The sequence below is a fragment of the Pseudoalteromonas sp. PSi26 genome (assembly GCF_054960575.1).
In genome coordinates this window covers 87105-99234 of record NZ_JBHNYT010000009.1, presented here as the reverse complement: position 1 = coordinate 99234, position 12130 = coordinate 87105, and the positions used below count along the sequence as shown (strand labels likewise).

The 12130-nt window shown below is 39.5% G+C and carries 6 protein-coding genes and 1 pseudogene; 2 read left to right on the top strand and 5 right to left on the bottom strand.

Going from position 1 to position 12130, the window contains the following annotated elements:
* Positions 1-22: 22 nt before the first annotated feature.
* A complete protein-coding gene (locus ACFI34_RS11670; RefSeq protein WP_462673612.1) occupies positions 23-1174 on the bottom strand; it encodes an iron-containing alcohol dehydrogenase in 1152 nt (383 codons plus the stop codon).
* Positions 1175-1178: 4 nt separating this feature from the next.
* On the bottom strand, positions 1179-2675 hold the full coding sequence (locus ACFI34_RS11665) for an aldehyde dehydrogenase (protein WP_462673611.1): 1497 nt from the start codon (positions 2673-2675) through the stop codon (positions 1179-1181).
* 212 nt (positions 2676-2887) lie between these two features.
* On the opposite strand from ACFI34_RS11665, the gene ACFI34_RS11660 reads away from it, so the two are divergent.
* Positions 2888-3799 (top strand): LysR substrate-binding domain-containing protein, encoded by a 912-nt coding sequence (locus tag ACFI34_RS11660; protein WP_462673610.1) that lies wholly within the window; start codon positions 2888-2890, stop codon positions 3797-3799.
* 174 nt (positions 3800-3973) lie between these two features.
* Here ACFI34_RS11660 and ACFI34_RS11655 read toward each other — a convergent pair whose 3' ends face one another.
* A complete protein-coding gene (locus ACFI34_RS11655) occupies positions 3974-6487 on the bottom strand; it encodes a TonB-dependent receptor (RefSeq protein ID WP_462673609.1) in 2514 nt (837 codons plus the stop codon).
* 623 nt (positions 6488-7110) lie between these two features.
* Positions 7111-8715 (bottom strand): annotated as a pseudogene (locus tag ACFI34_RS11650) (IS1634 family transposase).
* 32 nt (positions 8716-8747) lie between these two features.
* On the opposite strand from ACFI34_RS11650, the gene ACFI34_RS11645 reads away from it, so the two are divergent.
* Positions 8748-10349, top strand: coding sequence for an IS1634 family transposase (locus ACFI34_RS11645; RefSeq protein ID WP_462673608.1), 1602 nt, complete (start codon positions 8748-8750; stop codon positions 10347-10349).
* 260 nt (positions 10350-10609) lie between these two features.
* On the opposite strand, the gene ACFI34_RS11640 is transcribed toward ACFI34_RS11645, so the two are convergent.
* A complete protein-coding gene (locus ACFI34_RS11640; protein ID WP_462673607.1) occupies positions 10610-11977 on the bottom strand; it encodes an MFS transporter in 1368 nt (455 codons plus the stop codon).
* Positions 11978-12130: the final 153 nt, after the last annotated feature.

Genomic DNA, 12130 nt, shown 5'->3' with positions numbered 1-12130 from the left:
ACGTTTCGTTAATACAAGCGAATTAAGGTAATAATGCTTTAAACGTGTGTTTAGTGTTCTGAGCTAATATCAACCAATCATTTCCTTGGGGTACTCGGCTATTATTATTTGCCATTGGTATGTTTTCAGTGCTTTTCATGCACAGTACGAGTTGCTCAATATCAATTTCTGTTTCTTGATATCGCACCAAACATTGGCTAAAGTTCACTGTCGTCAATAGATCTCTCAACACGCTGACTAATTCATCACCTGTGCAATTTAAAGCGTTCGCAACATCATGATAAGCATCGGCTTGAGTTTCTAAGCTCCAAGGTAAACTTGCCATTAAGCCTACCGTCACCGCTATACCATGCGGAATATGGTACAAAGACCCCAACGCATGGCCAATATTATGCGCCATGCCTGTGCCGCAATTATCAATAGCAACCCCAGCTAGATAGGCTGCTTGTTGCATCTTTAATCGCGCAGATAAATTATCTGGGGTGTCAATACAGTCTTTTAAGTTTTGATTAACAAGCTTGATAGACTGTAATGCATTCGCTGAACTGATAGCATTATTAGACTGGCTCGTTGCTGCTTCTATCGCATGAACTAAAGCGTCTAGCCCTGTTGCTGCAGTAATTAATGCTGGCAGCGATTTACTTGCTTGAGGGTCAAGCATCACTAATTCAGGCGATAATTCATCGCCCCAAGCCCAAGATTTACTGTTATTTTCATCAGACAGTACGCATGTTCTTGTTACTTCTGCCCCCGTGCCTGAAGTGGTTGGTATCATGATTTTAGGTACGCTGCCTAACCACGGATTTGCACACAATAAATAGTGTTTTATAGATTCGTCTGATACCGCTAATCCTGCTATGAGTTTAGCTATGTCTAACGCTGTCCCCCCACCTAAACCTACCACTAACGGTGTGTCCATTAATCTAATTTGTTTGGCACCTTTGTCTACTGTATTTATATGTGGTTCGCCCGCTGGCGCTAAAAAGACTTCTACGGGTAAAGTTTCTTCAATTAATGCACGCACTTTATCAACTAGACCTGTTGATGCTAACCCTACATCAGAAACAAGTAATACACTTTTTACTTGCCATTGCTTAATTTTTGCAGGAAGTTCTGATAATACGCCATTCCCTAAGATAACTGGTGGTACTTTTGCTATGTTTATTGTTGTCATAATATTAACTCAAGTCTATCCACGTAGTTTTAAGTTCAGTATATTTATCAAAGGCATGTAATGATTTATCACGTCCCATGCCCGATTGTTTATAACCACCAAAAGGCGCATTAATAGATGTTAAATCGAAACAGTTAACCCATACGGTACCTGCGCGTAACCTTTTTGCCGCTTTATGACCTTCGTTAAGCTTGTCTGTCCAAACTGCGGCCGCTAAGCCGTATTGACTATCATTTGCGATAGCTATGGCATCTTCTAGTCCATCACAATCAATCACGACTAACACAGGTCCAAAAATTTCTTCTTGAGCGACTACCATATTGTTGGTGACATTATCTAAAATAGTTGGAGGAACAAAAAACCCACCGCTGTCTTGACGAACGGCGTGACCACCAATTAGCACTTTTGCTCCTTCACTTACGCCTTTATTCACGTAGCCTAAAACCATTTCCATGTGCTGCTGACCAATTAAAGCGCCCATTGTGGTATTAGGATCTAAAGGATCACCAGGTTGTAATTTATGTGACCAAGCAATCACTTTTTCCAATAGCTCTGCCTTTATTTCTTTATCAACAATTAACCGAGAACCCGCATTACATGTTTCCCCTTGGTTGTACCAAATGCCATAGGCAACATACATTGCAGCTTGATCTAAATCTTTACAATTTTTGGTTACAATATGTGGGCTTTTCCCGCCACACTCTAAACCAACGCGTTTCATGTTAGAGTCAGCAGAATATTTTAAAAATAGCTTGCCTACCTCAGTTGATCCTGTAAACGCAACAGCGTCTATATCATTATGTAAACCTATCGCTTTACCTGCGGTATGCCCTAATCCAGTAACAACATTTAGTACACCTGCTGGTAAACCTGCTTGAGTAGCTAATTCAGCTATTTTTAACATGCCCATTGTTGACTGTTCAGCGGGTTTAATAACGACTGAATTACCTGCTGCAATTGCAGGGCCTAGTTTCCATGAAGCAATGATGAGTGGGTAATTCCAAGGCACAACAACACCAACAACACCAACAGGCTCACGGCTGATGGTTACAAGTGCATTTTCACCGTTTGGCGCTACTTGGTCGTAAATTTTATCAATAGCTTCTGCATACCATGCAATAGAAGCGGCACACGAAGATACGTCTACTCGCATTGTTTCGGCAATAGGCTTGCCTGTATCTAACGTTTCTAGTAAAGCAATTTCTTGCTGGTGTGCATTAATTAACTCAGACCACTTCAACATAATGGCTTTACGCTCTTGTGGAGTTTTACTTGACCAAACCCCACTTTCAAAGCTATCTCTTGCTGCTTTAACAGCAATATCAACATCGTTAATATCACAACTTGAAATAGCGACAAGTTCTTTCCCTGTTGCAGGGTTAACTCGGAGAAATGTTTCGCCACTTATAGCTGGGCAATATTGTCCGTTTATAAAAGCTTGATGAGGCAGTACTATTTCATCTGCACGTTGCTGCCATTGTTTAAAATCTAAACCACTCATAATGTTAAAGTCATCTTGTTAAAAATTTTATGTTGTAAGATTATTAGATTAAATTAACGCCGACAAATGATATAAAAGCACATCAACCGTGAGAAAAAATCATGCTAAAAACAAAATAACTCGAAATTTCAGCAAAAAAAATCGCTAAATATTGCACTAAGCAGTCAAAAAATGCATGGTGTAAGTATCATTCAACTCAAACCATATGAATTATGAAACGTAAATTACCACCACTTAATTCTTTAAAAGCATTCGAGTCAGCAGGGCAAACTGGCAGTTTTACGCAAGCAGGTGAGCAATTAAATGTGACTCAAAGTGCTGTTAGTAGACAAGTAAAATTATTAGAAGATTTGTTAGGTAAACAATTATTAGAGCGAAAACATCACCAATTAATATTGACTGAAGCAGGTAGGCTATTATTACCCGTGCTACGCCAGTCGTTTGACCAAATTGATTTTGTATTACGTAGCATTAAAGAACAACAAACCTTAAATAAATTAACGATTAATGTTCCACCAACGTTTGCCCATCGCTGGCTTATTCCACGCTTAAGTAAATTAAAACGTCAGTACCCTGATTTAGATTTAACCATAACCACAAAAAGCCATGATACCTTGTCAAGTGATAGTGAAATGCATTGTTCTATTCGTTTTGGTGATGGACAGTGGGACGATTTAGAATCTGAAATGTTGTTACAGGAATGCCATATACCCGTTTGTTCTCCAACATTATTGGCTGCTAATCCTAGTTTAAAACATAGCCTAGATGGTGCGACTATTTTATATATTCTGAAAGATAAACAACGTTTTCAAACGTGGCAACATTGGCTAATGGCTGCCAAGATAGAGGGTATATCAAATAGCAATTTCATTGAGTTTGACACCTTAAATCTTGCGGTAAGATCAGCTATGTTTAACTTGGGAGTAACCATAGCGGATAAAAACATGATCACTCATGAATTAGCATCAGGTTATCTTGTGCAGTTAATGGATACTGAATTGATGGGAACACAATCATATTGGCTAGTTAATCGTATTGGTCAAGCAGAACACACGAACATCTCAATATTTAGAGAGTGGCTAAAGCAAGAAATTATGTTGTCTCATCCAGAGCTATCAATTTAAACAACAGTACCTGTATACACCAAGATGTTTTAATACATAGTGAAATAGTATAGGTTATATAAAAATCCCAGTTCAATAAAATTTAACTGGGATTTTTTTGCCTTAAATAGCTAAGCTTTAGCTTACTGACTTAGCATTTAAATATCACATTCGCTCGTATAGAGATTAAATTAATTAAAATTCAAATTTCATCGATACACCTATATTACGAGGCCTTGCACGAGAAAATACTGCGGGGCTTCGTTTATCAACATCAACACCGGTGATGATACGTTCGTCAGTTAAATTACGAATAAAGAAGCTAAGTTCCCAGTTATCTTGGCTAATACCTGTAAACAAGTTAACAACCGTACTGCTTGGAATTTCAATACGTGAAACTTGACCTAAGGTTGCTGCTTCTAAACCAGAACCTAAACTTGAATATTGCTCACTGGTATAAGAGGCATCACCACGAATAAACCCAGAGTAATCTTTAAATACGTTCTCAATGTAATAATCAAAACCTACACTAACATTCCATTCAGGAGCCATTGGCGTTGGATCTCCAACTGAACCTAACGACTCAGCACCAGCTTTCACAGAAGAAATTTCAGCATTATTCCAACCAACATTTAATGATACCTCTAAATCATCAGTTAGACTTGTATCAGCATTTAACTCAACACCTTTACTTTCTATATCAAAAAAGTTTCCTTCTAAAATCCAACCACAACCAAGAAATACTTGAGAACGAGCATCGCTCCAGTCTATCTGATAGGTTGCAACATTAAGACGCGTTCTACCATTATTAAAGCTAGATTTGAAGCCAACTTCGTAGTTCATTAAAGTATCACTATCAATAGTTGTTGGAATATCTCCTACCCCCTGATCACTACTTAAAGCACCGATACTTCTTAGATCTCCCTCACAACCAGGACTTATAAATTGTTGAACACTACCTAAACGGAATCCTTCGGAAACACTCGTATATAAAGTTAAATCTTCTGTCGCTTTATAGACTAATTCAACTTTCGGGCTAAACCCTGACTCTTCAATAGTATCAACTAATCTATCTCCCCCAACTGCAAATTCAATAAAGCCAGCAAACAGAACATCAGCGTCTTGTGTGTAATCGTAGTAACGACCACCTAAAATCAATTCTAAGTCACCAAATTCAAACGATGCTTCACCAAATAAAGATAACTGCTCTGTGTCGAATTCGTATCTACCTTCAAACCAGTTATTCGCCAGCGTTTGTCCATAAATGAACGGATCATTCGAACCAAAGAATGCAGGGCCTGCAATTTCACTTACCCATGCGTCTAAGCCCGGAACGATAATATTTTGCTCAAACGCTCGGCTATCATCTTCATAATAGATCCCAGCTATAAAATTAAACATTCCGTCAAAGTTTGATGATAGTCGCAATTCTTGTGAAAAACGTTCTTGCTTCGTATCATTATTAAATGGAGAAGAAACTACGGGTACAGCTTGCTCAGAGTTTGTTGGATCACTACCCACATTAATCAATCCAACTCCTTGATCAAACCAACTTTCATTACCTACATTGATCCAATCACGGGTACGGTATGTATCATCTAGCGTATTTTCAAATTCACGATCAAAATATGAGGTGATCCCCATCAAGTTTAAATTATCAAATTCTTGTTCAAACTGAAATGTCGCTAAGTTGTATTTATCATCGAAAGTTTCAGCAACAATTTTTGATATTTGTAACTCTTCCTTAACATTAAATTGTTCTATTGTTTCACCCGGTAACAAAAGACTACTATTAGTGAGCCCCCTGCTCACAGATTGCAAACCTATACCAGCATTTGGATCATCAATTTGCTGCTCATCTGGTCTACCATTAGAGTGTGTTTCTTGAAATGACACTGAAGCACGTAACATTAGGCTATCATTAACTTCCCACAAGGCTTTTAGTCTTCCACCTTGAATACTATCGTCATTAAAGTCTTCATCAATACCTGTGGCGGGATAAACATTGTCAATATATCCACCTTTATAAGCACTGTAGCCACTAGCTCTAACGGCAAAATTATCAGTAATTGGCAAATTTAACGTTAAATCACCATTCGTGCTCAAACTGCCATTTTTAGTGGCATATGTTGAAAAACGCCCTTTAACGACTGTTTCATCTAAATTGGGTTCATTAAAAATGACACGAATTGCGCCAGTCATTGAACTAGCGCCAAATAATGTCCCTTGTGGACCACGTAAAACCTCAACACGGGCAACATCAATTAAGCTACCATCAGGGTTAAAACCTGACGTTGTTACATTTGTTTCATCAAAAAAAATACTAGCTGTAGCTGGAACATTTGGATTAGCATGATTTAAACGAGTTGATGCAGCCCCACGCATAGTAATTTGTGTTTGACCACTACCTGAGTTATTTGCACTTAATCCGGGAACAGAACGCATATAATCGTCAAAACCTAAAGCTGCTTTAGAGGCTAACTTTGCCCCCGTAACCGCTTGAATACTTCCCCCGATATCTTGTATTGATTCATTACCTCGTTTACGTGAAGTGACCATAATCACTTCAACTTCTTTATCAGTTTCTACTACTTTAGTATCCGACTCTACTTGAGCACTCACCAAAGGACTCACTAAGAGCCCTAATGCTGAAGCAACAGAAAATGAAATTTTACTAATTTTATTTTTATAACCTCTATATTTATGCATCACATTCCCTCTTATCTTGTTGTATCATTTTTATAGTTTTTAAAGCTTTTATGTGTACAAAAACTGTACGTCTGAATTAAACAGATGACAAACAACAAAAACTCACTAGTAGTATGAGAAATAAGAATATCACATTAAAAAAATCACCTATTATTTATTCCTAAAAGAGAAAATAAAAAACACGCTGATAACAAACTATCATTTAAATACAATTATATAGATAACTTACTAACACAATTACACTGTAATGCGTCTTAGAATATCAACATACTTTAAAGTCATATTAATAAACCCGATTTTTCATTGTTATTTAAACCGATTGTATATATTTCTAAACTACATTGAGCTGTACCTAAAAGAAAATAAGCTTTTATTAGTATGCACATTGATCCTAATGAGAGTTTTACATGTAAACCGTCTACTTGTATTATTTACTCAGCCCACAACAAGAAACAATATTACACATCCTAATTGATACTCACTGATGAATTAGGATCGAAACTCGCGATATATCAATAGACTAGAACATTTTATCTGTCATTCCGCACCTCAATATAAAATTAAATTCGTTCAATAATCAATCAATGTATCTTAAGTTTTAAAACCGATCTTCCGCACCCATTTTAAGAATAAATCTTTTGGTATCTTTGACCTAGGCAATCAATGATGGTTTGATTGCGCTTTTCTAAATTGGCAACGAACTCCATCTTGTCTGGTAAATATATAATCGCTATTCCCTCGAAGCATTGGAATACCCAACGGGCTGTGGGCCGTTGTTCCGATTTGTATTTCATACTAGGGAAGTAGCAACCTTTCTCGACTAATATTTGACGAATTTCATGCTCTAGCCCCGCATACACCATTAAGCAGCAGGTCATGACCATGAGCAATGCTTTTATTCGTTCTGGCTTTTTGAGGTAAATAGCACTGGTTAAGAAGTCGGGGCTTTTTAAGAATCGGAAGCCTTTTTCGACGTTTTGCTGGGCTTTATAGCTGCTCAATAAGCTGCCCATATCCACGTCGCTGCTGATGTCATTGGTAGCAATGATAAACAGCCCCAACTGTTGCAAGGCATTTTGCCTAGAGGCGAGTGGTGTGCATAATGCGCCCGTGATTTGGTATTCAATACGGATAGGTAATTCGCCTAGTTTCGGTCTGCCTGCGCTGGAATACACCGCAATTTCTATGACTTGCGCGTTAACATCACACACCGTTTGTTTGCTTTGCCATTTAACGATAGCGCTTTGTGCATCCTGTGCGCAAGCAAAACGCTGTTGACATAAGGCTTTAAAACTCTTGCGGGCTTGCTCGCCTGCTTTTAGCATGCGTTTATTGAGGCTGTGTTGCTCACGCTTATAGGCTTGCTCACTGCGAATAAGCAACCACTTTTGTTTCACGCCGGCATATTCGCTGTCATAGCTGACGCCTTCATAGCCATCACAAATAGGCATAAACGTTAATGTAGGGGCTTGTTTTATCAACTCCTTAGCTTCTTTGAGTGTTTGCGGAACCCGCGTAATAAATAATTACCCTTGGGTGTCTAAGTCCTCAATCGTTTCTTTCACATATAAAGCAGCATCGGCGACTAGATAACGACTCACTTGCGCGGCTTTTAAACTACCAATATGTGCTTTTACAATCTGCTTAAAACCCTCCATGTCATTGCTATTACCACTGGCAGGTTTCATGTATACCGGGATTCCAGACTGGTTCTCGCATATAAGATTTAATATCACTTGATTGAGCTCAGGTCGATGGTCGCGCGAATAGCCTTTGGCTATAAGGATGTGCCTAGGCTCATCGTCCTTAGTGGCTTGACCATCATAGTGGAAACTCGTTGAATCAAGGTGCAAGGCTTCGGTTGTTAAGCCTAGCTTAGCCACTACAGCTTCACCTAACTGTTGATACAAGTCGGAAACACCGTACTCGTACAAATTATCTAAGCATCGTCCTAGCGCGTCATCGTTAATATGCTCAGGTAACACCCCTTCACCAATGAGCCTGTCGACTGGTTTGTTTCTAAAGTATTCGCTATACATATGCAAGGTTCGGCCGGTAAAGCCAAGACCATTTAAGGCCATTGCAGTAACTAATTGACCACAAGTAATTTTACGCTCGGGGGCAGCACCGCCTATTGCCTTATCAATAATGTCAGCAAAACCAATACTATGACAGAAGCCAGCAACGAGGCCATGGTGATCGAGTATTTTAGAAGAGGGAATAGGCATAATATTGTGCTCTCAAAAGAGAGTCAGAAAATATGTCATTTCCATCTGCCAAGTCGATAGATCACTTAGGGTTAGTAGCCGGCTTCTCCAAAGAAATCGGGATTGCTGAAATCATTAACGATGCGATTGGTGATACAGGTCTACGCAAAGTGAGTACAGGGGATTTGTTTGTCGCCATGCTGCTCAATGGGCTTGGTTTTACCGGTCGCACATTGCATATGTACAGTGAATACTTCACAAGCAGACTGTTGGATAGGCTGTTAGGGGAAGGGATAGCGCCTGAACATATCAACAATGATGCCTTTGGACGTTGCTTAGACGCCCTTTATGATTATGGGGTGAGCGATTTATACCAGCAATTGGGTGAAAAAGTCGTGTCTCATTTAGGCTTGGCGAATGAATCGCTGCACCTAGATTCCAGTAGTTTTCACTACGACGGCCAAGAAACGCCAGACGATGATATGTATACGGTGCGTTTGACCAAAGGCTATTCCAGAGATCATCGCCCAGAATTAAATCAAGTCATATTGAATTTGATTTGCGAGAATCAATCAGGCATTCCCGTATACATGAAACCCGCCAGTGGCAATAGCAACGACATGGAAGGGTTTAAACAGATTGTTAAAGCGCATATCGGGAGTTTAAAAGCGGCGCAGTCAAATCGCTATTTGGTGGCAGATGCCGCGCTGTATACGCAAGAAACATTCGTGGACTTGCACAACATGGGACAAACGTTCATCACCCGTGTCCCGCAAACCTTAAAAGAGGCGAAAGCGCTCATCAAGTCCGCGTCCACCTTATCATTTGAGCCAATCAGCGAAGGTTATGAAGGAGTATGGTGTCAAAGCGACTATGCGTGCGTGGCTCAACACTGGTTATTGGTGCGAAGCGAGCAGGCGCAAAAACGAGAACGCCATATCCTCGATAAACGCATGCTAAAGCAAGCTGAGCAATCGCGTAAAAGTTTCAAAAAACTATGTCTATTAGAGTTTGCTTGTGAAGACGATGCTAACCAAGCCCTTGCACAATGGCGAGCCAAACAAACGGTATGTGATGTTGATGCCAGTATTCGACAAGTGCCTGTGTATACAGGGGCAGGCCGACCTGCCAAAGACCAAGTCCAAACACGCCATTATTATGCGATTACGGGAGCATTATTGGTGCACTTGGCAACCCGACAAGCGATGTTAAAAGAGCTAGGGCTATTTATAATCGCGACCAATCAAACAGACAATACGCTGACAATGGATAAGATGCTCAGCACGTACAAATCACAACAAGCCGTCGAAAAAGGCTTTCGTTTCCTTAAAAGTCCTGACTTTTTAACCAGTTCGTTTTACCTTAAAAAGCCCGAATGTATCGAAGCCCTGTTAATGGTGATGACCACATGCTTGATGGTGTATTCGGCCCTTGAGCATAAAATACGGGCTGAACTGGTGGCACAAGACAAGACCTTCCCCAACATGAAGTACAAACCCTACCAAAATCCCACCGCACGATGGGTGTTTCAGTGCTTTGAAGGGATTATCCTCATTTACCAATCAGACAACACACAAATAATGGTGAACATGCAAGAACGAAATCATACTATCGTCAACTGCTTGGGATACCACTATCAACAAATTTATTCTTAAAACAGGTGCGGAATGTCAGAAGTATCATTCAGAATAGACGATTAACTTCTGCTTTATAAAATATAAAAGTACGCTACTGAATTAACTTGATTATTTCAATAACCTGTAAATGTTTTTGATAAGTTAAAAATAGGAAAATATTATTTATAAGTAGGGTAAAGAAGAATTATAATTGGGAGGATAAATAAGTAGAGTTTATTAAGGGTTACTAAAAATTACTTTGTTCACACCGCGTGCCATGGAACCATCTCCTATAAACGTTAGATTAAACCAGCGACTTTTCGCGCTTGGTCTAGGTCAAATTCTTTATCATTAATCTTTAAGTAGCTACGGCTTTCGTCGCGTACTACTGTTGCTTCTATTACACCGGGTAAAGCAACTAACTGAGAAGCTAATGTTTGGGCATGCTCCTCAGAACTTAATTTGGTCATTAAACTAATAACTTTACTTTTGGGTGGTACTTGCATTTTCCACGCAACAACAAGCCATATTAACCCAACAAGTGCCGCTGCCGCAAACACAGCTTGCGTACTTATTGTTTGTGCTACGTAACCACCTAAAATACCACCTAAAAAAGCCCCTAAAAACTGGCTAGATGAGTATCCACCCATAGCTGATCCTTTTTGGTTAGCAGGGGCAATTCGCGATACCAGCGCAGGCATAGTGGCTTCTAAAAAATTAAAAGCTACAAAATAAAGCAGCATACAAATTGCAATACCAACCACACTATTTACCCAAATAGACATAGCAAACATACTAATAGAAAGCAGGGCTACTGAGCAAATAAACGCTTGTTTTTCTTTATCTTTCTTAATGGCAACAATCATAATTGGGACCATTAAAATAAACGCTAAAAGCAATACCGGAATATATAAATACCAATGGTAGTTTGCCACTAAGCCATCTTTTATTAGCTGGCTTGGTAGTACCACAAAAATAGTAGTTAATGTTAAATGCAGCAATAATACACCGGCATTTAAGCGTGCTAACTGCGGGTGCTTAATCAGTTTTTTAATGTCACTAAAGCTTGCAAGCGTGTCGCCTTTGGGGGCTTTATTAACCGCTTTGGGCACTAAAAACGTAATAATAAAAATACCACATACCGCAAGTATTGCTGTTAGCCAAAAAACGCCAGCAACACCCCACGACGCGGCAACAATAGGCCCTAATAACATAGCAAAAGCAAAGCTCATGCCTATGCTCATACCAATCACTGCCATTACTTTAGGGCGTTGTTCATCGCGACTTAAGTCGCTGGCAAAAGCCAGTAATGCACTAGCTATAGCACCCATGCCTTGTAATGCACGCCCTACAGTTACCATTTGAATAGATTCAGCTAATGCGGCTATGACTGAGCCAATAGCAAACACAACTAAGCCACCAATAATAACTTTTTTACGGCCTATTTTGTCTGACAAACGGCCCATAGGTATTTGCAACACAGCCTGCGTTAGGCCATACGCACCAATAGCAAAGCCAATCCAAATAGGTGAAAAACCGTCAAGCGACTGACCATAAATCGCTAATACCGGCATCAGCATAAATAAGCCGAGCATTCTAAATGCAAACACACTCGCTAGCGATACCGCGGCGCGCTTTTCTCGTGAATTAAGTGAAGATGCAGTCATTATCAGCTAAATCTTACGATGTGAAAAAATTAGGCAAGGATTCTACCACAAGCTTGGCAATAATTAATCGCTTAAAGCTAAGGATTTTTCATGATCAAGGATTAATATTGCAGCGTATTATGAGATACTCAGTAAATAATTTTGGTAATTAAC